Annotated in this window: 22 protein-coding genes; 14 read left to right on the top strand and 8 right to left on the bottom strand. The window is 63.5% G+C overall.

Annotated elements, in window-relative coordinates:
- Positions 1-11 precede the first annotated feature (11 nt).
- The 4 genes from AC07VS_RS08945 (at position 12) to AC07VS_RS08960 (ending at position 2,380) form a co-directional block, all read left to right on the top strand.
- Positions 12-632 carry a flavin reductase family protein gene (locus tag AC07VS_RS08945; protein WP_494656140.1) on the top strand — a complete coding sequence of 207 codons (621 nt, stop codon included), beginning with the start codon at positions 12-14 and terminating at the stop codon, positions 630-632.
- A gap of 2 nt (positions 633-634) precedes the next feature.
- On the top strand, positions 635-1,087 hold the full coding sequence (gene arfB, locus AC07VS_RS08950; protein WP_494750758.1) for an alternative ribosome rescue aminoacyl-tRNA hydrolase ArfB: 453 nt from the start codon (positions 635-637) through the stop codon (positions 1,085-1,087).
- A gap of 105 nt (positions 1,088-1,192) precedes the next feature.
- Positions 1,193-1,540: a hypothetical protein gene (locus tag AC07VS_RS08955; protein WP_492345551.1), complete on the top strand. Its 348-nt coding sequence runs from the start codon at positions 1,193-1,195 to the stop codon at positions 1,538-1,540.
- 123 nt (positions 1,541-1,663) lie between these two features.
- Positions 1,664-2,380, top strand: coding sequence for a Crp/Fnr family transcriptional regulator (locus AC07VS_RS08960; RefSeq protein ID WP_494750759.1), 717 nt, complete (start codon positions 1,664-1,666; stop codon positions 2,378-2,380).
- Between the two features lie 19 nt (positions 2,381-2,399).
- Here AC07VS_RS08960 and AC07VS_RS08965 read toward each other — a convergent pair whose 3' ends face one another.
- Both AC07VS_RS08965 and AC07VS_RS08970 read right to left on the bottom strand, forming a co-directional pair.
- Positions 2,400-2,837 carry a universal stress protein gene (locus AC07VS_RS08965; protein ID WP_492345549.1) on the bottom strand — a complete coding sequence of 146 codons (438 nt, stop codon included), beginning with the start codon at positions 2,835-2,837 and terminating at the stop codon, positions 2,400-2,402.
- Between the two features lie 156 nt (positions 2,838-2,993).
- Entirely contained in the window at positions 2,994-5,003 is a 2,010-nt protein-coding gene (locus tag AC07VS_RS08970; protein ID WP_494750760.1) for a peptidase U32 family protein, read from the bottom strand.
- A 113-nt stretch (positions 5,004-5,116) separates the two neighbouring features.
- Between AC07VS_RS08970 and AC07VS_RS08975 the strand changes: the two genes are divergently transcribed.
- Positions 5,117-5,866: a heparan-alpha-glucosaminide N-acetyltransferase gene (locus AC07VS_RS08975; RefSeq protein WP_494750761.1), complete on the top strand. Its 750-nt coding sequence runs from the start codon at positions 5,117-5,119 to the stop codon at positions 5,864-5,866.
- Positions 5,867-5,931: 65 nt separating this feature from the next.
- On the opposite strand, the gene AC07VS_RS08980 is transcribed toward AC07VS_RS08975, so the two are convergent.
- The 6 genes from AC07VS_RS08980 to AC07VS_RS09005 all read right to left on the bottom strand — a co-directional run bounded on the left by AC07VS_RS08980 (position 5,932) and on the right by AC07VS_RS09005 (position 10,274).
- Positions 5,932-6,717, bottom strand: a complete 786-nt coding sequence (locus AC07VS_RS08980; RefSeq protein WP_492345546.1) for a peptidylprolyl isomerase — start codon at positions 6,715-6,717, stop codon at positions 5,932-5,934.
- 87 nt (positions 6,718-6,804) lie between these two features.
- Entirely contained in the window at positions 6,805-7,074 is a 270-nt protein-coding gene (locus tag AC07VS_RS08985) for a BolA family protein (RefSeq protein ID WP_492345545.1), read from the bottom strand.
- Positions 7,071-7,619 carry a septation protein A gene (locus AC07VS_RS08990; RefSeq protein ID WP_494656136.1) on the bottom strand — a complete coding sequence of 183 codons (549 nt, stop codon included), beginning with the start codon at positions 7,617-7,619 and terminating at the stop codon, positions 7,071-7,073. The genes AC07VS_RS08985 and AC07VS_RS08990 overlap by 4 nt, the downstream gene beginning before the upstream one ends.
- Positions 7,616-8,026, bottom strand: a complete 411-nt coding sequence (gene msrB, locus AC07VS_RS08995) for a peptide-methionine (R)-S-oxide reductase MsrB (RefSeq protein ID WP_492345543.1) — start codon at positions 8,024-8,026, stop codon at positions 7,616-7,618. The genes AC07VS_RS08990 and msrB overlap by 4 nt, the downstream gene beginning before the upstream one ends.
- The gene (locus tag AC07VS_RS09000) at positions 8,023-9,504 is read right to left on the bottom strand and encodes a protein adenylyltransferase SelO (protein ID WP_494750762.1); all 1,482 of its coding nucleotides are present in this window, start codon (positions 9,502-9,504) and stop codon (positions 8,023-8,025) included. The genes msrB and AC07VS_RS09000 overlap by 4 nt, the downstream gene beginning before the upstream one ends.
- A gap of 50 nt (positions 9,505-9,554) precedes the next feature.
- Complete coding sequence (locus AC07VS_RS09005) at positions 9,555-10,274, bottom strand: Crp/Fnr family transcriptional regulator (protein WP_494750763.1); 720 nt, start codon at positions 10,272-10,274, stop codon at positions 9,555-9,557.
- 283 nt (positions 10,275-10,557) lie between these two features.
- Here AC07VS_RS09005 and AC07VS_RS09010 point away from each other — a divergent pair, with 283 nt between their 5' ends.
- The 9 genes from AC07VS_RS09010 (at position 10,558) to AC07VS_RS09050 (ending at position 22,411) form a co-directional block, all read left to right on the top strand.
- Positions 10,558-12,201, top strand: a complete 1,644-nt coding sequence (locus AC07VS_RS09010; RefSeq protein ID WP_494750764.1) for a 3-(methylthio)propionyl-CoA ligase — start codon at positions 10,558-10,560, stop codon at positions 12,199-12,201.
- A 138-nt stretch (positions 12,202-12,339) separates the two neighbouring features.
- A complete protein-coding gene (locus tag AC07VS_RS09015) occupies positions 12,340-13,572 on the top strand; it encodes a branched-chain amino acid ABC transporter substrate-binding protein (protein WP_494656132.1) in 1,233 nt (410 codons plus the stop codon).
- A 70-nt stretch (positions 13,573-13,642) separates the two neighbouring features.
- Positions 13,643-14,596: a branched-chain amino acid ABC transporter permease gene (locus tag AC07VS_RS09020; RefSeq protein ID WP_492345538.1), complete on the top strand. Its 954-nt coding sequence runs from the start codon at positions 13,643-13,645 to the stop codon at positions 14,594-14,596.
- A 3-nt stretch (positions 14,597-14,599) separates the two neighbouring features.
- Positions 14,600-15,901 (top strand): branched-chain amino acid ABC transporter permease, encoded by a 1,302-nt coding sequence (locus tag AC07VS_RS09025; protein WP_492345537.1) that lies wholly within the window; start codon positions 14,600-14,602, stop codon positions 15,899-15,901.
- A 3-nt stretch (positions 15,902-15,904) separates the two neighbouring features.
- A complete protein-coding gene (locus AC07VS_RS09030) occupies positions 15,905-16,687 on the top strand; it encodes an ABC transporter ATP-binding protein (RefSeq protein WP_019575513.1) in 783 nt (260 codons plus the stop codon).
- Positions 16,688-16,689: 2 nt separating this feature from the next.
- Positions 16,690-17,385 carry an ABC transporter ATP-binding protein gene (locus AC07VS_RS09035; RefSeq protein WP_492345536.1) on the top strand — a complete coding sequence of 232 codons (696 nt, stop codon included), beginning with the start codon at positions 16,690-16,692 and terminating at the stop codon, positions 17,383-17,385.
- Positions 17,386-17,584: 199 nt separating this feature from the next.
- Complete coding sequence (locus tag AC07VS_RS09040) at positions 17,585-19,699, top strand: 3-hydroxyacyl-CoA dehydrogenase NAD-binding domain-containing protein (RefSeq protein ID WP_494656131.1); 2,115 nt, start codon at positions 17,585-17,587, stop codon at positions 19,697-19,699.
- Between the two features lie 26 nt (positions 19,700-19,725).
- Positions 19,726-21,195 (top strand): M20 family peptidase, encoded by a 1,470-nt coding sequence (locus AC07VS_RS09045; protein ID WP_494750765.1) that lies wholly within the window; start codon positions 19,726-19,728, stop codon positions 21,193-21,195.
- A 40-nt stretch (positions 21,196-21,235) separates the two neighbouring features.
- Complete coding sequence (locus AC07VS_RS09050; protein WP_492345533.1) at positions 21,236-22,411, top strand: acetyl-CoA C-acyltransferase; 1,176 nt, start codon at positions 21,236-21,238, stop codon at positions 22,409-22,411.
- The last annotated feature ends 155 nt before the right edge of the window (positions 22,412-22,566 follow it).

Consider the following 22,566-nt stretch of genomic DNA (forward strand, 5'->3'; position numbering starts at 1 on the left):
GTGAGGACCCCTTGGACAACGAAGCTTATTTTTACGAACCAGCCCAGGGCCACGGCCTGCCGCATGACCCGTTCAACGCGATCGTGGGGCCGCGCCCCATCGGCTGGATCTCGACTTGCTCGGCTGACGGCGCCTTGAACCTGGCTCCGTACAGCTTTTTCAATGCCTTCAATTACGTGCCGCCCATCGTGGGGTTCGCCAGCATTGGGTACAAGGACACGGTACGCAACATCGAGCAGACCGGGGAGTTTGTCTGGAACCTGGTGAACCGGCCACTGGTCGAGCCCATGAACCAGAGCTGCGCCGCCGTGCCGCCTGAGGTCAGCGAGTTCGAACTGACAGGGCTGACGCCCAAGGCCTCGCGTCTGGTGAAGCCGCCACGGGTGGGCGAAAGCCCGGTCAACTTCGAATGCCGCCTGACCCAGTTGCTCCAACTCCAGACCGCGGCCCACGAGACCGTGCCAACCTGGCTGGTGCTGGGTGAGGTGGTGGCGGTGCACATCGAGCGCAGCCTGTTGCGCGACGGCATCTTTGACACGGCCGCTGCCGGCCCCGTGCTGCGTGGGGGTGGCCCGGCCGACTACTTCAGCGTCGGGCCTGAGCAGCTGTTCAAGCTGTACCGGCCGCGGTGAGCGTGGACCCGGACGACGAAACCCGCAACCCAGCCCCCGCCGGCGCGGGCCCGGTGGTGCGCGAAGAAGAGGTGGAGTTCAGCGCCATCCGTGCCCAGGGCGCGGGCGGCCAGAACGTGAACAAGGTGTCCAGCGCGGTGCACCTGCGCTACAGCATTCCCGATGCTTCCCTGCCCGACGATCTGAAAGAACGGCTGTTGGGGCTGCGTGACCACCGCATCACCGCCGAGGGTGTGGTGGTGATCAAGGCCCAGACCCAGCGCAGCCAGGAGCAAAACCGGCTGGAAGCCTTGCAGCGTTTGCAGGCGCTGATCGATTCAGTGGCCGTCCCTCCCAAGACACGGCGAGCGACCAAGCCCACCCGTGGTTCACGCCTTCGGCGATTGCAGGACAAGAGTCAGCGCGGGCAGGTCAAGCAACAACGCAGTCGGCCACGCGATCTGGGCAACGCTTGAGTTTGTTGTGTGCTGGCCGCAACACGGGAGATGAAAACGGCAATTTGCAATCGACCTGGGTAGCGGTTGCCGGTTTGGATTTATCATCCGCGCAAGGGAGAAAATATGAAACAAATTGTTCAACCCTTGCGATCCAGCCAAGCCCAACGCCAGTGGCAGATTGCACGCATCCTGATCGTGTTGGGCCTGGCCGCAGCCTGGGGTCATCTGGCGGGTCACTCCATGGGGCTCAGCAGCCAGGGCACCTCGGCACTCACCCCGATCAGCATCCTGGCCCTGGTGGCTGGTTTTGCGCTGGCGGCCTTGACCCGCCAGGAACAGAAGGTCTGCCTTGCCCAGCAGGGCTGGTTTATGGCACAGCAAGCCGCGATGGAGCGCCCCGCCAAGGCGGTCAATGTGACGCGACGTTTGCAGCTCATCCAGGGCAAGCTGCCTGTGGACACCGCTCGTTGACACGCTGACAAAGGCCCGGCCGTCCTGGGCGGCGTGACGGCAAGATGGGCATCTTGTTGGTTCGTGCGGCGCAACTGGGACACAATCCAGGGCTTGACGACGCATTTTTCGCGCGCATTGCCCATGATCCCCATCAAGACCGAATCCGCCTGGCGCGGAACCTCCGACTGCAGCGCCTGCGCCGTGCGTGACATGGCGTTGTTCGCCGAGCTGGATGAGCGCGACTTCGCTCAGATCCACGCCCCGATAGACGACCTCGAATACAAGGCCGGTGAATCCATGTACTCGGAGGGACAGGCTGCACAGGGGGTTTTCACCCTGCGCAAGGGGCTGCTGAAGTTGGTTCGCCTGACCTCTGACGGGCGTCAGCGCATCGTGCGCGTGGTGCGGCCCGGCGATGTGGCGGGCCTGGAGGCCTTGGTGACACGCCGTTACGACAGCGAAGCCGTTGCGCTATCCGATGTGCTTGTGTGCCGGATACCGCTGACGGTCTTGCAAGGTCTGGCAGCCCAGAGCCCGCGCCTGCATGGTGCACTGATGGCCAAATGGCAAGGGGCCCTGAAGGCCGCGGATGACTGGCTGGCCGAGCTCAATTTCGGGTCGGCACGGCAACGGGTCAGCCATTTGGTGCGCAAGATGCAGATCCGTGAGCAGCCCGACGAGGTGCTGCTGTTCCGGCGTGAGGACATGGGCGCCATGCTGGATCTGAAGCTGGAAACGGTCAGCCGCGAGGTCAGCGCCCTGGTCCGCGACGGGATTCTTGAGCCCATGGACCGGCTGGGGCGGCGCTACCGCCTGCTTGACAACGCCGGCCTGCTGGCTCTTCAGCAGGGCGACTGAACAGCGCCCTGGGCTTGGGTCAGTCCTGTGCAGGGGGCTTGACGATCAGCACCGGCACCGGAGAGGCCTGCAGCAGATCATGGGACACCGATCCCTCCAGCGCCGTGCGCAGCAGGCTCTTGCCGTGGCCGCCCATCACCACCATCGCGCAGCGTTTGAGCTCGATCAGATCGAGCAGGGCCGGGACCGGATCCCCGGTCACCACCTCGGTGTGGTGGGGCACCCCTGCGGCATGCAGCAAGGCCTGTGCCTTTTCCAGGGCATGGCTGCCCGCTGCGGTGCTGATCTGCTCGATCACCTCGGGGTTGGGCGCCTTCACCAGTTCATACAAGGTCGCCGGGGATTGCACATTGGCCAGCAGCAGATGCGCCTGCAGGCCGTCATGGGCCAGGCGGATGGCAAAGCGGACGGCGTCCAGAGACAAATCGGTTCCGTCGATGGGCACGAGGATGTGCATGAGGATTCCTTTCAACAACCGGTTGCCACGGTGTGGCAACCCTGTGAAATCAATATACCTCTGGCAGCCATCTCCTGGATGTCCAAGACCCTGTGGGCAGGATGTGGCGGCGGCTCCTCTTGACGCAGGTCAGGACTTGCCCGGCCCTGCGTGGGCTCAGTGCAGGGGCTTGGCGTCAGGGCGTGTGCGGTAGAAGGTCAGGGGCTCGGCTTTGGCCTGGTTCAGCACCGATCGCTTGATTTTGCCCACCACGTGCATCTCGCAGGGCTTGCAGTCAAAGCGCAGCGTGAGCTTCTCCTTGCCATTGATCAACGTGAGGGGCTCGGCCCGGACCGTGCCCTGCACGCCGGTCACACCCTTGGCCTGCTTGGGGCACAGGCTCATCGAGAATCGCACACAGTGCTTGGTGATCATCAGCGACACCTCGCCTTCTTCCTCGTGGCTTTCATAGGCTGCGGCGATCACCTTCACGCCGTGGCGTGCATAAAAGGCGCGGGCCTTGTCGTTGAAGACGTTGGCCAGGTAGGTGAGGGTGTCTTCGGGGTAATTCACTGGCGGCTGCACGGCCTGCCCGCGCTCTGGGCGCTGATAGGCGGCCGCGCGGGCGGTCTCCAGGGCCGCGATGGCGTCCCGACGCAGCGGGTTGAGCACCGAGGCGGGCACAAACCAGGGCTGGCTCAAGGCCACGCTCACATCAATGGGTTCGAACACCGTCGCGCCGAACTTGCTCAGGTGCTCGCGCAGGCTGGCCTCGTTGCGCTGGGCATCGCGGGCGGGCTCATGCGGGTGCTGCAGCCGTGCATGGCCCTGGTGACCCTCTTCATCGGTCAGCTGCAGTTCAAACCCATCCGGCGTGTCCTGCAGCGCAGCCCACACCCCGATGCGGCGCTCGCTCGACTTCTTCTCCAGCAGGCGCACCCAGTCCATGTCGCGGTTGCGGTTGATCTCGGTCCCGCGGCGCAGGTCCTTGAAACCCTCCATCGGGTCTTTGGGGAAGACGCGCCACTGCCCCACCTTGCCGGCTGCCGCTGGCTCGGCCCGATTGATCGCTACGCCGACCAGCTCTTTTTGCAGGTCGTAATAGCAGAGGCCATCACCGTTGTGCAGCACCGTGGCGGGGCTGCTGGTTTCGAGTTCGATCCAGTTGGGGCCCACCTGGGTCACCCAGCCGATGGCCTGGCCGGGGTTCTTGGGCGTGTCAAAGGCACCGATGTCTTCCTTGCGGCCGTTCACAAAGTAGTCGGTGAACTCGCGGTTGAAGTTCTGGTCGGGGTCCGGGGTGAAGGTGAAGCGGGTGCGGCCGCTGGAGGCCCGCGCCAGCGGCGGGCGGGCGGGATCGTAGGAGCCTTCACGCGATTCGATCACCTCGTCGATCAGGCGTCGGTAGTGGGCCGTGATGTTTTTCACATAGGCCATGTCCTTGTAACGGCCTTCGATCTTGAAACTGCGCACGCCGGCATCGATCAGGGCTTCCAGGTTGTCGGACTGGTTGTTGTCTTTCATCGAAAGCACGTGCTTGTCGTGCGCCACGAAGCGGCCCTGGCTGTCGGTCACCTGGTAGGGCAGGCGGCAGGCCTGCGAGCAGTCGCCCCGGTTGGCACTGCGGCCGGTGTGGGCGTGGCTGATGTAGCACTGGCCGCTGTAGGCCACGCACAGGGCACCGTGCACGAAAAACTCCAACTGGCAGCGGTTGGGGTCCAGGCCTTGATGGATGTCGCGGATCTGCTCCAGCGTCAGCTCACGTGCCAACACAATCTGCGAAAAGCCCACGTCTTGCATGAAGCGGGCCTTCTCCACGCTGCGGATGTCGGTCTGGGTGCTGGCGTGCAGCTGGATCGGGGGCAGATCGATCTCCAGCAGGCCCATGTCCTGCACGATCAGCACATCGGCGCCGGCGTTGTAGACATCCCAGGCCATCTGGCGCGCGGGCTCCAGCTCGTCGTCGCGCAAGATGGTGTTGAGGGTGATGAAGATGCGACTGCCAAAACGGTGGGCATGGCGGCACAGCCGTTCGATGTCGCGGATGTCGTTGCCGGCCGAGGCCCGGGCACCGAAACCGGGGCCACCGATGTAGACGGCGTCGGCGCCATGGTTGATGGCTTCGATGCCGATCTCGGCATCGCGTGCCGGGGCTAGAAGCTCGATTTGGTGGTTGAGCAAAGACATGGGTGGGCTCACCGGCAGTGACCGGTCGGCTGGACAGGAGGAGGGCGGATTTTAGCGGCCCTGCCCACGATGCGGCGATCAGCCGGATGCATCGGCCCCTCTACACTCAGGGCATGACCCGGAATTCAGCCCGTTTTGACGCCATCGACGCCCTGCGGGCGCTGGCCATGTTGTGGATGACGGCCTACCACTTCTGCTTCGATCTCAACCACCTCGGGTGGCTGCACCAGAACTTTTTCCAGGACCCGTTCTGGACGGTTCAGCGCACTCTGATTGTCAGCCTGTTCCTGCTGTGCGCCGGACTGGGGCAATCGGTGGCCCTGGCCCAGGGCCAGGGCTGGCCGCGCTTCTGGCGGCGCTGGGCCCAGGTGGCGGCCTGTGCACTGGCCGTCAGCGCGGGCTCGTACCTGATGTTTCCCAACAGCTTCATCTATTTCGGCGTGCTGCACGGCCTGGCGGTGATGCTGATCCTGGCCCGCCTGAGCGCCGCCTGGGGGCGCTGGCTGTGGCTTGCCGGCGCCGCGGCTCTGGGGGCCGCGTGGGCTGCACCGATGCTGCACCAGGTCTGGCCGGCCTTGTCGGTGTTGGATGGCCGGGCCTTGAACTGGCTGGGACTGATCGGCCACAAGCCGGTGACCGAGGACTATGTGCCCGTGCTGCCCTGGCTGGGCGTGATGTGGTGGGGGCTGGCCGCTGGCCAATGGCTGATGCGCTCGCAGCCGGCCTGGCTGACCCGGCCATTGCCGCTCTGGGGCCGGTGGCTGGGCCCCCTGGGCCGCATCAGCCTGAGCTGGTACATGCTGCACCAACCCGTGCTGTTGGGCGCACTGATGACCTGGCGCTGGGCCTTCGCCCAAGGCTGATGGGGTTTCAGACAACAAAAAAGCGGCCTGAGCCGCTTTTTTGATGGAACCGGCAAGGTGGGGTCTTATTCGACCTTGGCCTTGGCGCGCAGGTCTTCCTGGAACTTGGCCAGGCGTTGCTGCTGCAGTTGCTGGGCAATCTGCGGCTTGACTTCGTCGATCTTGGGCAGTTGAGCCTGGCGCACGTCGTCCAGACGGATCACGTGCCAGCCGAACTGGCTTTGCACCGGGGCGTCGGTGGTCTGGCCCTTGTTGAGCTTGATCAGGGCTTCGGTGAATTCCTTCACGTAGCTGCCGGGGTTGGCCCAGTCCAGATCGCCGCCCTTGGCGCCCGAACCTGGGTCCTTGGATTGCTTCTTGGCGATGTCTTCGAACTTCGCACCCTTCTTCAGGCGGGCGATGATGTCCTTGGCTTCGCTTTCCTTCTCGACCAGGATGTGGCGGGCCTTGTATTCCTTGCCACCGTTGGCGGCGGCAAACTTGTCGTACTCAGCCTTGATTTCCTCGTCGGTGACCGGATTCTTCTTCTGGAAGTCGGCGAACAGTTCGCGGATCAGGATGGTCTGGCGGGCCAGTTCGAGTTGGGTCTTGAAGTCTTCGGTGGCGTCCAGACCCAGCTTCTGGGCTTCCTGCATGAAGATCTCACGGGCGATCACTTCGTCCTTGATCTGGCCTTCCAGCTCAGGGGTGACCGGGCGGCCGGAGCGGGCCACTTGCTGGGCCAGCGCTTCGGCGCGGGCCTTGGGCACTGCCTTGCCATTCACGATGGCAATGTTTTGCGCCGAGGCCGGCAGGGCCAGCGTAACGGCAATGGCAGCAGCAGCAATGCTGCCCAGAGACAGTTTCTTCATCCTTGTTCCTCAGAAAATCCGGAGATGTTGGGGCCTTGGGGCCTGATGGATAGACAAGCCTGGTGGGCGTTAAAGCAAATAAGGCGGTTAAAGCACTTCGATGGCGAGGGCATGCAGGCCCTGGTCCATGAAATCTCGCAGCGAATCATACACAAGCCGATGCTGGGCTACGCGTGAACGGCCCGTAAACAAGGGCGAGGCGATGCGCACCCTGAAATGGGTGCCCGAACCACTGCCGTTGGCGCCCGCATGGCCGGCATGGGCTGCGCTTTCGTCCAGTACTTCCAGGGTGTGGGTCTGCAAGGCCACGCGCAGCGTGTCGGCAATGGCCTGGGCGGTGACAGCCTGCTGCGTCATGAGGGATCCTTGGCGTCGTCGGTCTTCATGTAGCGCGACAGCACCAGGGCCTGCGCGATGACAAATACAAACATCAGGCCCATGCCGCCGAACAGCTTGAAATTGACCCAGGTATCGGTGTCAAAGTGGTAGGCCACCCACAGGTTCAGGCAGCCCATCACGGCAAAAAAGCCCACCCAGCTCCATTGCGTCAGTCGCCAGGCGTCTTCGGGCAACTCCATTTGGGTCCCCATCAGGCTTTTGAGCAGGTTCTTCTTGAAGACCAGTTGCCCGATCAGCAGAGCTGAGCCCATCAGCCAGTAAAGGACCGTGGGCTTCCATTTGATGAAGGTGTCGTTGTGCGAGATCAGCGTGGCGCCTCCAAACAGCACGATCACCCCCAGGCTGATCCACTGCATGGGCTCGATCTTGCCGGTCTTGTAGCGCAGGTAGCCGATCTGCAGAATGGTCGCCACGATGGCGATGGCGGTGGCCGCGTAGATGCCGGCGAACTTGAACGCTGCGAAAAACAGCAGGATCGGGAAAAAGTCGAGAAGCAGCTTCATGCTTTGGGTTCGAAGTTGAGCGAGGCCGAGTTCATGCAATACCTCAGGCCGGTCGGGGCCGGGCCGTCTTCAAAGACATGGCCCAGGTGAGCCCCGCATTGTGCACAAACTGTTTCGGTGCGGACCATGCCGTGGCTGCGGTCCACGATTTCGCGGATGGCGCCGGGCAGCGCTGCCTGCCAGAAGCTGGGCCAACCGCAGCCCGCATCGAACTTGGTGTCGGCGTCGAACAGCTTCTGGCCGCAGCACATGCAGTGGTAGGTGCCAGGGGCCCAGTGGCTTTCGTATTTGCCCGTGAAGGGTCGTTCGGTGGCAGCCTGGCGAGTGATCTGGAAGGCGCCGGGCTCGGCACCCTTGGCGGCCAGCTCGGCCTGCCATTCGGCATCGGTCTTGTGGATAGAGGTCATGATGAACAGCTGATGGAGATGGAAGACGCCCAATCGGGCGGGAAGTCGGCATAGGCCTCGTGACCTGGGTGCTCGTCAAAGGGGCGCTCCAGCAGTTGCAGCAGGGTGTGCACCTCGGACATGTCACCGGCCTGGGCCTTGTCAATCGCTTGCTGGCCCAGGTGGTTGCGCAGCACAAATTTGGGGTTGCTGCGCAGCATCCGGGCGGCATCCGGCGTGCCGCAGTCGGCCTGGGCCCGGCTCAGGTAACCTGGCAGCCAGTCGTCAAAGGCCCTTCGGTCCATGAACAGATCGCGCACGGGGCCGTAATCGGCGTTGCCGGCCGCCAAGCTCAGGCGGCGCCAGAAGATCGTGAAATCGACACGCTGCTGGGCCAGCAGGCGCAGCGTGCCGTCGATTCGTTCGCCGTCGCCCGGCCGGGGCTCGCACCAGCCCAGCTTGTCGCGCAGGCGGGCCTCGAAACTGGCAGGGAACACCGTTTTGTACGACTCAAGGGCGGCCAGGGCATCGTCTTGCTCGCCGATCAGCGGCAGCAGGGCCTGGGCCAGGCAATACAGGTTCCAGTAGGCGATGTTGGGTTGACGCTGGTGAGCGTAACGGCCCTGGCTGTCACTGTGGTTGCAGATGTGGTCCGGGTCGAAGGTGTCCAGGAACTGGAATGGGCCGTAGTCAATCGTCAGCCCCAGGATGCTCATGTTGTCGGTGTTCATCACCCCGTGGCAGAAACCCACTGACTGCCATTGGGCCATCAGGCGGGCTGTGCGCTCGCTCACCTGTTCCAGCAGGGCGGCGTAAGGCTTGCCGGGCCAGCGGGGGTGTTCGCGGCACTCAGGCATGAATTGGTCGATCACGTGGTCCGCCAGTTGACGCAGTGCAGGCAGTTCATCGCGGGCGGCAAAGTGCTCGAAATGCCCGAAGCGGATGAAGCTGGGCGCCGTGCGGGCCACCACGGCGGCGGTTTCGATGGTTTCGCGCCGCACCGGCGCCGGCGAGCCCGTCACACTGAGCGCACGGGAGCTGGGGATGCCCAGGCCGTGCATGGCCTCGCTGCATAAAAATTCACGGATGCTGGAGCGCAGCACGGCACGACCGTCGCCCATGCGGGAGTAGGGGGTTCGGCCGCTGCCTTTGAGCTGCAGTTCATCGCCCGAGGGCGTCTGGCCCAGCAAAATGGCACGCCCGTCCCCCAATTGCCCGGCCCAGACGCCGAACTGGTGGCCGCTGTAGACGCTGGCCAGCGGCCGCATGCCATGGAGCAATTGGTTGCCGGTGAGCACCTGCAGGGCTTCGTCGGATTCGAGCCAGTCCGGATTCAAGCCCAGGCTGCGGGCCGCGGCCTCGCTGCGGCCCACCCACACCGGTGCGGGCAGGGGGCTGGGGTTCAACAGGGTATAGAAGGTGGGGCCCAGGGCACAGAAGCGGCTGGACCAGTCGTGGGTGGCGTCCGAGGCGGCGGGCACAGAGGCAAGATCGGTCATCCGTGCATTGTCCTGCAGGGGCAAACGCCTGTGCGGTGCAGGGGCATGGCTCAGGACGGGAGGGGCAGGCTCGGAGTGCCTGGGATGTCATCCGCGCTGGCCAGGTAGCGCCCCAGGGCGGCATCACAGCGGATCAGCACTCGGCCGTGGTCGAGCGAGATGATGCCTCGGGCCGCCAGGTCACGCAGCACCCGATTCACGGTCTGGCGAGACACGCCAACCAGCTTGCCGAGTTCCTCCTGGGTGACGTACAGCTGGCGGGTGCTGCGCCAGAACAGGCGGCTCAGGTGCAGGGCCACCCGGTAGTCAGGGCTGCGCATGCGTCCGGTTTCGATCAGGGTCATGGCCTGGCCCAGCCGCATGTTCAGGTGCTGGGCCAGGTATTGGTTGAAGCCCAGGCTGGTGGCGTACAAGTGCTGGAATCGCTCTTGGGGCAAGCACAGCAGCCAGGTGTCGCGCAGCGCCACCACGTTGTAACGCCGAGGCTCGTTCTTGAGCGCCGAGCCTTCGCCAAACCATTCGCCGTCGGGCATGCCGATAAAGGCCGATCGGCGCTGGCCTTGCGACTCACTCTCCAGCAGCACCAGCCCAGACAGCACGGCGTACCAGCCGTTGACGCGTTGGCCCTGTGGCAGGAGCACCTCGCCCTTGCGGGCCAGAAAGGTCTGTATGGAAGCCTGCAGCGCCTCCTGTTCGGCCGCGGGCAGGCCGTCATACCAGGGTTGGGCAGCCAGGAACTGCCTGGCCATGAGGTCGATACCGTGAAGCATGGCGCGATTGTGAGCCCTTCGGCGACCGACGGCTTTGACCTGGGGCCATTCGGGTTTGCCCTAGCGGCCTGTCAATGGCACGACACGGTTTGTGCCCAGGGCACTGCGGCCTGACAGTGCACACAGTAACCGATGGGACATGCGTGGGCCGTGGGCTGCCGTGGCGGTGCCAGAATCGTCCTGAGGCGGCTGTGAATGGCCCTAGTGCCTGCGTTGACTCATGTCAATGGCGCGCAGTCCCCAAGGTTTAACTTGAACGACTGAATCAACTTAAGGAGCCAACATGCTCGGTCTCATGCAGAGCCAACCCCTCTTGATTTCCACCCTGCTTGAATTCGCGGATCGGCACCATGGCGATGGCGAAATCGTGTCGCGCCGGGTCGAGGGCGACATTCACCGCTACACCTACAAGGACCTTGCGACACGCTCGCGCCAGGTGGCCAATGCGGTCGAGAAGCTGGGCCTGCAATTCAGTGACCGCGTGGCCACCCTGGCCTGGAACGGTTACCGTCACCTGGAGCTGTATTACGGTGTGAGCGGTTCGGGCCGCGTGTTGCACACGGTCAATCCCCGCCTGCACCCCGACCAGATTGCCTGGATCATCAACCATGCCGACGACCAGGTGATGTGTTTCGACACCACCTTCCTGCCCCTGGTGCAGGCGGTGCATGCGCGCTGCCCCGGCATCAAGCTGTGGGTGGCGCTGTGCGATGCCGACAAGCTGCCGGCCGACAGTGGCGTGCCGGGCCTGGTCAGCTACGAGGCCTGGATCGCGGCTCAAAGCGGCGATTACCACTGGCCTGAATTCGACGAGAACACCGCGTCGAGCATGTGCTACACCAGCGGCACCACCGGCAACCCCAAGGCTGCCCTGTACAGCCACCGCTCCAGCGTGTTGCACGCCTACGCTGCTTCGCTGCCCGATGTGATGTGCCTGTCGGCGCGTGATTCGGTGCTGCCCGTGGTGCCCATGTTCCACGTCAATGCCTGGGGTCTGCCGTATTCGGCGGCACTCACCGGCTGCAAACTCGTGTTCCCGGGGCCGGCACTCGATGGCAAATCGGTCTATGAGCTGATCGAGGCTGAGGGCGTCACCTTTGCCGCGGGCGTGCCCACGGTGTGGCAGATGCTGCTGGGCCACATGAAGCCGGGTGGCCTGAAGTTCAGCCAACTCAAGCGCACCGTGATCGGAGGCTCAGCCTGCCCGCCGGCCATGATCAACGCCTTCCAGGACGACTACGGCGTGGAAGTGCTGCATGCCTGGGGCATGACCGAAATGTCGCCCCTGGGCACCCTGTGCACGCTCAAGAACAAGCACCTGAGCCTGTCCAAGGACGAGCAGATGAAGATCCGCATGAAGCAGGGGCGGGCGATCTTCGGTGTCGACATGAAGATCGTCGACGGTGACGGCGAAGAGCTGCCCTGGGACGGGCGCGCCTACGGCGACCTGCTGGTCAAGGGCCCCTGGATCCTGGGCGATTACTACCGCAACGAAGGAAGCCAACCGCTGATCAAGGACAAGCAGGGGCGGGGTTGGTTCCCCACCGGCGACGTGGCCACGATCGATGCCGACGGCTTCATGCAGATCACTGACCGCAGCAAGGACGTGATCAAGTCGGGTGGTGAATGGATCAGCTCGATCGACATCGAGAACATCGCCATGGGCCACCCGGCCATCGCCATGGCGGCCTGCATCGGCATGCCCCATCCCAAGTGGGACGAGCGCCCGGTGGTGGCCGTGGTCAAGAAGCCCGGTACCGAGGTGACGCGAGAGGAGCTGCTGGCCTTTTACGAGGGCAAGACGGCGAAGTGGCAGATCCCGGACGACGTCATTTTTGTCGACGCCATCCCCATCGGGGCCACCGGCAAGATGCTGAAAACTCGGCTGCGCGACCAGCTCAAAGGCTACAAACTGCCTGGGCTCTGAACGCAAGATGCCGAGAGGATTGGGCGACTGGCTGAATGGTTCAGTCGCCTGCGTGATAGATGCTAGGGGCATTCCCTGAGCGCTGCACTGCACAAAGACATTACGCTGAAAACATTCCAAACAGAACGGAGACAAAGCATGAAATTCGTGATGAAGACCGTGGTGGCCTCGACCCTGCTGGCCCTGGCTGGCGGCGCGTTTGCCCAACAGGGTGAAACAGTCAAGATCGCCTGGCTTGATCCGCTGTCGGGTCTGATGGCGGCTGTGGGCACCAACCAGCTCAAGAGCTTTCAGTTCCTGGCCGAAGAGTTCAACAAGAAAAATGCTGCCGGTGTGAAGTTCGAGATCATCGGCATTGACAACAAGCTCAGCCCCCAGGAGACCACCAGCGCCTTGCGCTCGGCCATCGACCAGGGTGCCCGCTACGTCACCCAGGGCAACGGCTCGGGCCCGGCACTGGCCATCATCGATGCACTGGAAAAGCACAATGCACGCAATCCGGGCAAAGAGGTGCTTTACCTCAACTATGCCGCGGTCGACCCCGACCTGACCAACAGCAAGTGCAGCTACTGGCAGTACCGCTTCGATGCCGACACCTCGATGAAGATGGAGGCCCTGACCACCTGGATGAAGGATCAGGCCGACATCAAGAAGGTGTACCTGATCAACCAGAACTACTCGCACGGTCAGCAGGTCTCGAAGTTTGCCAAGGCCAACCTGAGCCGCAAGCGCCCCGACATCCAGATCGTCGGCGACGACCTGCACCCGCTGGCCCAGGTGCGTGATTTCTCGCCCTATATCGCCAAGATCAAGCAGTCGGGTGCCGACACCGTGATCACCGGCAACTGGGGCTCCGACCTCGCGCTGTTGATCAAGGCCGCCAACGATTCGGGTCTGAACAACGTCAAGTTCCTGACCTACTACGCCGTCACATCGGGCACCCCGACTGCGATGGGTGCGGCCTCGGCGGGCAAGATCTACCAGGTCAGCTACGCCCACTACAACATGGGTGGCGACATCCAGAAGCTGGCCGACCAGTTCAAGGCCAAGTTCAACGACGACCTCTACACCACCGACATCTACACCGTGTTTGTGGCGCTCACCGAGGCCTTTGCCAAGTCCAAGTCGACCGACCCGGTCAAGGTGGCCGCCACCATGGAAGGCATGAAGTTCAAGAGCTTCAACGGCGAGGTCGAACTGCGCAAGACCGATCACCAGTTGCAGCAGGGCCTGTACATCACCAAGTGGGAAAAGGCGGGCGGCAAGTACCCTTACTCGCCTGAAAACACCGGCTATACCCTGGTGCCCCTGAAGTTCTATGAACCCTATGTGGCCAGCACCCCGACTTCGTGTGAAATGAAGCGACCCTGAACTGTTGTCGAACTTGCGAGGCCCGACGCCGCTCGGGCCTTTTTTTTGACCCTGATGCAAAAGACTTTCAATGAATCTTGAGTTTTTCACCATCTCCATGCTCAACGGCATCAGCTATGGGCTGCTGCTGTTCATGCTGAGCTCTGGGCTGACGCTCATTTTCAGCATGATGGGCGTTCTGAACTTCGCCCACACGAGCTTCTACATGCTGGGCGCGTACTTCGCCTACACCATCTCGAAGGCCATCGGCTTCTGGCCGGCGCTGTTCGTGGCACCGCTCGCGGTGGGCGCGCTGGGCTCTCTGTTCGAGCGCTACAGCCTGCGCCGGGTGCACAAATTCGGCCATGTGCCTGAACTGCTGGTCACCTTCGGCCTGTCGTATCTGATCCTCGAAGTGGTGCAACTGGTGTGGGGCCGCTCCACCGTGCCCTACGGGCTGCCCGAGCAACTGCAAGGTCCGCTGTTCACCTTGTATGGCACGCAGTTTCCCAAGTCGCGCAGCTTCATCATGCTGGTGGCGCTGTTGATGCTGGCCTCGGTCTGGCTGCTGCTGACCCGCACCCGCATCGGCCTGGTGATCCAGGCCGCGCTGACTCACCCCGACATGGCTGAAGCCCTGGGCCACAACGTGCCACGGATCTTCATGCTGGTGTTCGGTGGCGGTGCCGCTCTGGCTGGCCTGGCGGGCGTGATCGGCGGCAACACCTATGTCACCGAGCCGGCGATGGCTGGTTCGGTGGGCTCCATCATCTTCGTGGTGGTGGTGGTCGGCGGCATGGGCTCGTTGGCAGGGGCCTTTTTGGCTTCGCTGCTGATCGGTGTGCTGCAGACCTTTGCCGTGGCATTGGACTATTCGATGGCCACGGCGCTCGTGGGCCTGGGCTTTCACATCACCGAAGACACTGCGCTCTATTCCGTGCTCAAGCTCACCATCTCGCAAGTCGCGCCCATCCTGCCCTACTTGCTGCTGGTGCTGATGCTGATCTTCCGGCCCAAGGGCCTGCTGGGCAAACGGGAGGATTGATCCATGAGTTCCAACAACATTCAAGTTTACGGCTTCAAGCCCCTGAACCTGGGGCGCATCGTGATCTGGGCCCTGTTCGCGCTGGCCCTGATCGTGGCTCCGCTGCTGTTCAAGAGCAGCCTGGCGCTGACCATGCTCTCGCAGATCGGCTACCTCATCATCATCTGTCTGAGCTACAACATGCTGCTGGGGCAGGGGGGCATGCTGAGCTTTGGCCATGCGGTCTACACCGGGCTGGGCTCGTTCATCGCCATCCACGCCATGAACATGGCCGGCAAGGGGCTGAGCATCCCGGTGTCGCTGATCCCCATCGTGGGCGGCATGGCCGGCATGGGTTTTGCCGCCTTGCTGGGCTGGGTGACCACCAAGAAGTCGGGCACCACCTTTGCCATGATCACCATGGGCGTGGGCGAGCTGGTGGCCTCGATGGCTTTGATGCTGCCTGACTTCTTTGGCGGCGAAGGTGGCATCACCACCAACCGGGTGTATGGCCAGAGCTTCATGGGCATCAGCTTCGGGCCGCAGATCCAGGTCTATTACCTGATCGCGCTCTATTGCTTCGTCTGCACCGCGGCGATGTTCGCCTTCACGGGCACGCCGCTGGGGCGCATCCTGAACGCGGTGCGCGACAACCCCGAGCGGGTCGAGTTCATCGGCTACAACACCCAGCGCGTGCGCTATTTCGCCTTCATCATCGCCGGCTTTTTTGCCGGCGTGGGCGGCGGCCTGGCCACCATCAACTTCGAGATCGTCACCGGGGCCGACAGCCTCAGCGTGATCCGCTCCGGCGGCTATCTGCTGTTCACCTTCCTGGGGGGGGCCACCTTCTTCTTCGGGCCCATCATCGGTGCCGTGCTGCTGGTGTTCGCCTCGGTGCTGCTGTCCGAGCTGAGCAAGGCCTGGCTGCTGTACCTGGGCCTGGTGTTCCTGTTCATGGTGATGTATGCGCCTGGCGGCATCGCCAGCCTGGTGATGCTGAATGTGCGGCTGGCCCGTTTCGGCCGCCTCAAGCCCCTGCTGAGCTGTTACCTGGGCATGGCCTTGACCGGTTCGGTGGTGGTGCTGGGGGCGGCTTCGATGATCGAGATGCTCTACCACCTGCAGCTGAACGCGGCCCTGGGCCCCGAAATGGAGTTCCTGCACCTGCGCGTGAATGCGGAAGCCACCACCAGCTGGTTGTGTGCCGGTGCGGTGCTGGCCGTGGGCCTGGGCCTGTTCGAGCTGGTGCGGCGCCGTTTTGTGGCCCGCTGGCACCTGATCCAGGAAGAAATCGAAAAAGAAATCAAGCGCACGGAGGCCCACTGAGTCATGACCGCCACTTCTGAATACGCCCTGGAGCTCAACGACCTGCGCAAAAGCTTCGGTCGCTCCGAAATCATCCGCGGTGCCAACCTCAAGGTGGCCCACGGCGAGCGGGTGGCCATCATCGGGCCGAATGGGGCGGGCAAATCCACCCTGTTCAACCTCATCAGCGGCCGCTTTGCACCCACCAGCGGTGACGTGGTGCTCAACGGGCAGCGCATCAACGGCTTGCCGCCCTATGAGATCAACCGGCGCGGGCTGTCGCGCAGCTTTCAGATCACGAACATCTTCCCGAAGCTGAGCGTGTTCGAGAACCTGCGTTGCGGGGTGCTCTGGAGCCTGGGCTACAAGTACACCTTCTTGCGCTTCCTCTCGGGTCTGCACGATGCCAACGAACGGGCCGAAGAACTGATGCGGCAGATCCACCTCGACAAGAAGCGCGACGTGCTGGCCATGAACCTGACCTACGCCGAACAGCGGGCCCTGGAGATCGGCATCACCATCGGCGGCGGCGCCAATGTGATCCTGCTCGATGAACCCACCGCCGGCATGAGCCGCAGCGAGACCAAACGCTTCATCAGCCTCATCCGTGAGGTGACGGTGGGCAAGACCTTGCTCACGGTGGAGCACGACATGGGGGTGGTTTTCGGCCTGGCCGACAAGATCGCCGTGGTGGTGTATGGCGAGGTGATCGCCTTTGACACGCCTGAAGCCGTGCGCGCCAACCAGCGCGTGCAAGAAGCCTATCTGGGCTCCGTGGTGGCCGAGAACCAGGCCGGAGGACATTGAGCATGCTGAAGGTAGAGAACCTGCACGCCTTCTACGGCAAGAGCCATGTGTTGCATGGCGTGCATTTCGATGTGCAGCCGGGCGAAATCGTGGCCCTGCTGGGGCGCAACGGCTCAGGCCGTTCGACAACCGCGAAGGCCGTCATGGGCCTGGTCAACTGGGAAGGCTCGATCAATTGGAAAGGGCAGGCCCTGCAGGGTCGCAAGGCCTACGAGATCGCCCATCTGGGGCTGGGCTATGTGCCCGAAAACCGCGAGATCTTCCCCAAGCTCACGGTGCACCAGAACCTGCTGTTGGGCCGCAAGGGCAATGGCAAGGGCTCGCGCTGGTCGTTTGACGACATGTACCAGATGTTCCCGCGCCTGAAGGAGCGACAGCACACCGAGGCCGGCGTCATGTCGGGCGGCGAGCAGCAGATGCTCACGCTGTGCCGCACCCTCATGGGGGACCCCGACCTGATCATCATCGACGAGCCCACTGAGGGGCTGGCCCCGAAGATCGTCGAACTGGTGGGCCAATACCTGCAGAACCTCAAGGCTCGCGGCATTTCGGTGCTGCTGATCGAGCAGAAGCTGACCATCGCCATGTCCATCTCCGACCGGACGCTGGTCATGGGGCATGGCAGCATCGTGTTCGAAGGCACGCCTGATCAGTTGCGTGCCGATGCCGACGTGCGCAAGGAGTGGCTGGAGGTCTGAGACACGCCCCGAAAAACGGGGCAGGGCAGGGTGGTGAGCGGCCGCCCTGCACATCGTTTGTTAGGGGTTTTCCCTTGTGCATCGGTCAAAACCGCTCATTTTGTCCCGGCTGGGACAGCCCGGTCGTTGCGGTGCAGCAAGCTTTCCCTAAAATAAAAATCGCACGATCGTTCTTTTTTATTCATCGAGGAACACCCGCATGACGGCAGAATACAAAGTCCACGGCGATATCGCTGTGATCACCCTGAACAACCCCCCGGTCAACGGCCTGGGCCTCGCCACCCGCCAGGGCATCGTGGCCGGCCTTGAGCAGGCCAATGCCGATGCCGCCGTCAAGGCCATCGTGCTGACAGGCGCAGGCAAGGCCTTCTCGGGCGGTGCCGACATCAAGGAATTCGGCAGCCCCAAGGCGCTGCAGGAACCCAACCTGCTGAGCGTGATTGGCGCGGTCGAGAAATCGGCCAAGCCGGTCGTGGCCGCTGTGCACAGCGTGGCCATGGGCGGAGGCCTGGAGCTGGCTCTGGGGGCGCACTACCGCATTGCAGCCCCCGGCACCCAAGTGGCCCTGCCTGAAGTCAAACTCGGCCTGATCCCCGGGGCGGGTGGCACACAGCGCCTGCCGCGCGTGCTGGGTGTTGAAACCGCGCTCAACATGATCGTGAGCGGTGAGCCCGTCAAGAGCGAATTGCTGGCCAGCCTGCCGGGCCAGAAGCTGTTTGACAAGCTGGCCGCCTCGCCTGAGTCGCTGGCCGACGAAGCGCTGGCGATGGCCCGCGAGGTGGCCGCCAAGCATGCCGCCGACGGCTCGGCCTTCCCCCTGGTGCGCAACCTGCCCTGCAAGCACCCCCTGGGCGACGCCTACTTCCAATTTGCCCGCAACATGGTCAAGGGCATGGCCAAGAACTTCCCCGCCCCGGGCAAGTGCGTGGACGCCGTCGAGGCCGCCACCAAGAAGAAGTTCGACGACGGCATGGTCTTTGAACGCGACATCTTCATCAACCTGATGTGGACCCCCGAGTGCCGTGCCCTGCGCCACCTGTTCGTGGCCGAGCGCGCTGCCTCCAAGATCCCGGATGTGGCGGACGACACCCCCAAGCGCGACATTCGCCAAGTGGGCGTGATCGGCGCCGGCACCATGGGCGGCGGCATCACGATGAACTTCCTGAATGCCGGCATCCCCGTGAAGATGCTGGAAATGAAGCAGGAAGCCCTGGACCGCGGCATTGCCACCATCAAGAAGAACTACGAAGCCCAGGTCAAGAAGGGCAAGCTCAAGCAAGACAAATATGAGCAGCGCATGAGCCTGCTCAGCACCACCCTGAGCTATGGCGACCTGAAGGACGCCGACCTGATCATCGAAGCGGTGTTCGAGGAAATGGGTGTCAAGGAAGCCGTGTTCAAGCAGCTCGATGCCGTCGCCAAGCCCGGTGCCATTCTGGCCTCCAACACGTCGACGCTGGACGTCGACAAGATTGCGTCCTTCACCCAGCGTCCGCAGGACGTGGTGGGCATGCACTTCTTCAGCCCGGCCAACGTGATGAAACTGCTTGAGGTGGTGCGTGGCAAGGCCACTGCCAAAGATGTCTTGGCCACCGTCATGGCCGTGGGCAAGAAGATCAAGAAGACCGCTGTGGTTTCGGGCGTGTGCGATGGCTTCATCGGCAACCGCATGATCGAGCAATACAGCCGCCAGGCAGGCTTTCTGCTTGAAGAAGGGGCGACCCCGGCTCAGGTTGACAAAGCGGTCGAGAAGTTTGGCTTTGCCATGGGCCCGTTCCGCATGGGCGACCTGGCTGGCAACGACATCGGCTGGGCCATCCGCAAGCGCCGTTACACCGAGAAGCCCGACCTCAAGTACAGCAAGACCGCTGACCTGCTGTGTGAACTGGGCCGCTACGGTCAGAAGACCGGCGCCGGCTGGTACGACTACGTGCCGGGCAAGCGCGATGCCATCCCCAGCCAGCTGGTGGTCGACCTGATCGAGAAGCATCGCAAGGACCTGGGCATCACACCGCGCAAGATTTCCGACGAGGAAATCGTGCAGCGTCTGGTGTTCTCCCTGGTCAACGAAGCCGCCCACATTCTGGAAGAGGGCATTGCCAGCAAGGCCAGCGACATCGACATGGTGTACCTGACCGGCTATGGCTTCCCGATCTGGCGCGGCGGCCCGATGCACTATGCCGATCAGCTGGGCCTGTTCAACGTCGCCGAAGCCATGAAGCGTTTTGCCAAGAACCCGCTCGACGACGCCCAGTTCTGGCAGCCGGCCCCGTTGCTGGCCCGCCTGGTGGCCGAAGGCAAGACCTTCAATTGAGCGCTGTCGCCACCAGCTGACACGACATGAGCCTCAAGCGAATCTCTCTGGCTGTGCTGGTGCTGTGCGCCGGCCTGGGTGCTGTGGTGGTGGGCAACACCCTCCTCAAACCCTCGCGGCAACTGGCCGTCGAACGCATTGCCTCCCCGCAGGTCGATGCCGATGCCGTCGCCAAGCGACTGGCCGGTGCGGTTCGCATCCAGACGGTGTCGTCGGAATCCGACGCCCAGCTCAACGCAGCCGAATTCGACCGACTGCACGCCTATCTGGCGCAGCAGTTTCCGCGTGTTCACCAGCAGCTCAAGCTGGAGCGCTTCGGTGCCCACAGCCTGATGTTCATCTGGACCGGCAGCGATGCAAAAGCCTTGCCGCTGGCACTGATGGCACACCAGGACGTGGTGCCCATCGCCCCCGGCACCGAAGCCAAATGGACCGTACCTCCTTTCGAGGGTCGCATCCAGGATGGCTTTGTCTGGGGCCGTGGCGCCTGGGATGACAAGGGCAACCTGATGGCCCAGCTGGAAGCCATCGAATCGCTGCTGGCCTCTGGCTTTCAACCTCGTCAGACGGTTTACCTGCTGTCGGGCGGAGACGAAGAGGTCGGCGGGGCGGGTGCGCGGGAGATGGCCCAGGTACTGAAGCAGCGCGGGGTCCAGTTCGACTTCGTGCTGGACGAAGGCATGGTGGTCACCGAAGGCGTGTTGCCTGGCCTGCAAGTGCCGGCGGCGCTGATTGGTGTGGCCGAAAAAGGCATTGGCACCTGGCAGCTCAGCGTCGACACCGCCCCCGGCCATTCGTCGATGCCGCCGCCTCAGACCGCCATCGGCATGCTGAGCAAGGCTTTGACGCAGCTCGAAGCCCAGCAATTGCCCGCCAGCGTGACGGGTGTGGCCCAGGATCTGTTCAACACCCTGGCGCCCGAGATGCACGGTGTGAACCGCTTCCTGTTGTCCAACCTGTGGCTGTTCGGGCCCCTGGTGCGTCAGCAACTCGAGAAGTCGCCCAGCTCGAACGCCATGCTGCGCACCACCACGGCCCTGACCATCGTCAACGCCGGCAACAAGCTCAACGTGCTGCCCGGCCACGCCGAAGCCACGGTGAACTTTCGCCTGCTGCCCGGTGACAGCCTGGACTCGGTTGAACAGCATGTGAAAACCGTGGTGGCCAACGAAGCCATCCAGCTGCAACGCCTGCGCGACAGTGCCGAGCCCTCGGCCGTCTCGCCCACCTCGGCCCGAGGCTATCAACTCATCAACCGCACGGTGCGTGAGTTGTTCGCCGATGCCGTTGTGGCCCCTGGCCTGATGGTGGGGGGCACGGATTCCCGCTTTTTCGGCGACCTCAGCAGCAACATCTACAAGTTCTCGCCGGTGCGTGCGCACCCCGAAGACTTGCCACGTTTCCACGGCACCAACGAGCGCATCTCGGTGAGCAACTACGTGGAAGCGATCCAGTTCTATCAACAACTGCTGCGCAATGCCTCCAAGGCTTCGTGAGCACAGCCGAACCCCATAACCGACAGAAAGGCACCCTGCCATGACCAAGGCCGTTATTGTTTCCACCGCCCGTACCCCGCTTGCCAAGAGCTGGAAGGGTTCGTTCAACATGACCCATGGCGCCACCCTGGGCGGCCATGCCGTCAAGCACGCGATTGCCCGGGCTGGTATCGATGCTGCCCACATCGAGGACGTGATCATGGGCTGCGCCAACCCAGAGGGCGCCACGGGTGCCAACATCGCACGTCAGATCGCCCTGATGGCCGGCTGCCCTGTGAATGTGTCGGGCCTGACCGTGAACCGCTTCTGCTCCTCGGGTTTGCAGACCATTGCCCTGGCTTCGCAGCGCATCATCGCCGGCGAAGGTGAGGTGTATGTGGCTGGCGGCGTTGAAAGCATCTCCTGCGTGCAGCAGGAAATGAACCAGCACATGCTGGCCGATCCGGCGCTGCTGAAGGTCAAACCCGAAATCTATTGGTCCATGCTGCAGACGGCCGAGCAGGTCGCCAAGCGCTACAACATCGGCCGCGACGTGATGGACGAGTACGGCGCTGCCAGCCAGCAAAAGGCCTGCGCCGCCCAGGCCGCCGGCCTGTTCGATGCCGAAATCGCCCCCATCACCGTGACCGCCGGCGTGGCCGACCCCGTGATGGGCCTGCGCACCAAGGAAGTGACCGTGAGCCGCGATGAAGGCACCCGCGAAGGCACCACCAAGGAAGGCATCAGCGGCATCAAGCCGGCCATGCCTGGCGGTGTGGTGTCGGCCGGCAACGCCAGCCAGTTCTCCGATGGCGCCGGCGCCTGCGTGGTGGTCAGCGAAGAGTACGCCGCACGCCACAACCTGCAGCCGCTGGGCCGCTTCCTGGGCTTTGCTGTGGCCGGTTGCGAGCCCGACGAGATGGGCATCGGCCCCGTCTTTGCCGTGCCCAAGGTTTTGGACCGCCTGGGCCTCAAGGTCAGCGACATCGACCTGTGGGAGTTGAACGAAGCCTTTGCCGTGCAGGTGATCTACTGCCGCGACAAGTTGGGCATTCCGGCTGACCGCCTGAACGTGAACGGTGGCGCCATCGCCCTGGGCCACCCTTATGGGGTGAGCGGCCAGCGTCTGACCGGCCACGCCCTGATCGAAGGCAAGCGCCGCGGTGCCAAGCGCGTGGCCGTGACCATGTGCATTGGCGGTGGCATGGGTGCTGCCGGCATTTTCGAAGTGCTGTGATCGGCACCGGGAGGCGGTGCCGGCGTCCAGCGGATGCCGGCGCAGTCTCCCAGGCCTGAGCTGCCTTGGCGTGACTGACACCCTGGCAGCCAGGCCTCCGCACGGGCCACGGACACGCGCCATGCCCAGATTCAGCCCGCTCCGGGCTGCGGCAT

The organism is Curvibacter sp. GW821-FHT01G03 (genome assembly GCF_059422285.1).

Coding starts and splice junctions, on each gene's coding strand:
- AC07VS_RS09005 (WP_494750763.1), bottom strand. CDS start 10,274: ATGCTTCACGGTATCGACCTCATGGCCAGGCAGTTCCTGGCTGCCCAA.
- AC07VS_RS08975 (WP_494750761.1), top strand. CDS start 5,117: ATGACCCGGAATTCAGCCCGTTTTGACGCCATCGACGCCCTGCGGGCG.
- AC07VS_RS08955 (WP_492345551.1), top strand. CDS start 1,193: ATGAAACAAATTGTTCAACCCTTGCGATCCAGCCAAGCCCAACGCCAG.
- AC07VS_RS08965 (WP_492345549.1), bottom strand. CDS start 2,837: ATGCACATCCTCGTGCCCATCGACGGAACCGATTTGTCTCTGGACGCC.
- msrB (WP_492345543.1), bottom strand. CDS start 8,026: ATGACCTCTATCCACAAGACCGATGCCGAATGGCAGGCCGAGCTGGCC.
- AC07VS_RS08985 (WP_492345545.1), bottom strand. CDS start 7,074: ATGACGCAGCAGGCTGTCACCGCCCAGGCCATTGCCGACACGCTGCGC.
- AC07VS_RS09015 (WP_494656132.1), top strand. CDS start 12,340: ATGAAATTCGTGATGAAGACCGTGGTGGCCTCGACCCTGCTGGCCCTG.
- AC07VS_RS09025 (WP_492345537.1), top strand. CDS start 14,600: ATGAGTTCCAACAACATTCAAGTTTACGGCTTCAAGCCCCTGAACCTG.
- AC07VS_RS09035 (WP_492345536.1), top strand. CDS start 16,690: ATGCTGAAGGTAGAGAACCTGCACGCCTTCTACGGCAAGAGCCATGTG.
- AC07VS_RS09045 (WP_494750765.1), top strand. CDS start 19,726: ATGAGCCTCAAGCGAATCTCTCTGGCTGTGCTGGTGCTGTGCGCCGGC.
- AC07VS_RS09040 (WP_494656131.1), top strand. CDS start 17,585: ATGACGGCAGAATACAAAGTCCACGGCGATATCGCTGTGATCACCCTG.
- AC07VS_RS09030 (WP_019575513.1), top strand. CDS start 15,905: ATGACCGCCACTTCTGAATACGCCCTGGAGCTCAACGACCTGCGCAAA.
- AC07VS_RS08990 (WP_494656136.1), bottom strand. CDS start 7,619: ATGAAGCTGCTTCTCGACTTTTTCCCGATCCTGCTGTTTTTCGCAGCG.
- AC07VS_RS09010 (WP_494750764.1), top strand. CDS start 10,558: ATGCTCGGTCTCATGCAGAGCCAACCCCTCTTGATTTCCACCCTGCTT.
- AC07VS_RS08970 (WP_494750760.1), bottom strand. CDS start 5,003: ATGTCTTTGCTCAACCACCAAATCGAGCTTCTAGCCCCGGCACGCGAT.
- AC07VS_RS09000 (WP_494750762.1), bottom strand. CDS start 9,504: ATGACCGATCTTGCCTCTGTGCCCGCCGCCTCGGACGCCACCCACGAC.
- AC07VS_RS08960 (WP_494750759.1), top strand. CDS start 1,664: ATGATCCCCATCAAGACCGAATCCGCCTGGCGCGGAACCTCCGACTGC.
- AC07VS_RS09020 (WP_492345538.1), top strand. CDS start 13,643: ATGAATCTTGAGTTTTTCACCATCTCCATGCTCAACGGCATCAGCTAT.
- AC07VS_RS09050 (WP_492345533.1), top strand. CDS start 21,236: ATGACCAAGGCCGTTATTGTTTCCACCGCCCGTACCCCGCTTGCCAAG.
- AC07VS_RS08980 (WP_492345546.1), bottom strand. CDS start 6,717: ATGAAGAAACTGTCTCTGGGCAGCATTGCTGCTGCTGCCATTGCCGTT.